This is a genomic window from Endothiovibrio diazotrophicus (assembly GCF_054657215.1).
This window is the reverse complement of record NZ_BAAHXB010000382.1, coordinates 1-249: the sequence shown is the minus strand read 5'-3', so window position 1 is coordinate 249 and position 249 is coordinate 1. Positions and strand designations below refer to the sequence as shown.

Sequence of the window (249 nt, the reverse complement as noted above, 5' to 3'; positions counted from 1 at the left end):
GACGGCCAGGCGCTGGCCGACGGCTTCCTGCAGAGCGGCACGGTCAACGACGCCGAGGGTTGGATCCAGGGCCTCGACGCCGGGGTCATCACCACCGCCCAGGGCAACGCCCAGCAGGCGCTACAGGACTACCTGAACACCAACCTACCCAACGCCACCGTCGGCGAGGTGATCGGCGGTCGGCGCATCGTCCCGCGGGAGAGCGAGACCATTCCCTCCTCCATCCAGAACCCGATGGTGACCCGGGGC

Annotated in this window: 1 protein-coding gene; it reads left to right on the top strand. The window is 69.5% G+C overall.

Annotated elements, in window-relative coordinates; all coding sequences use genetic code 11:
• On the top strand, positions 1 to 249 hold a 249-nt coding region (locus ACYQ2W_RS26905), incomplete at both ends, for a hypothetical protein (protein ID WP_459874225.1).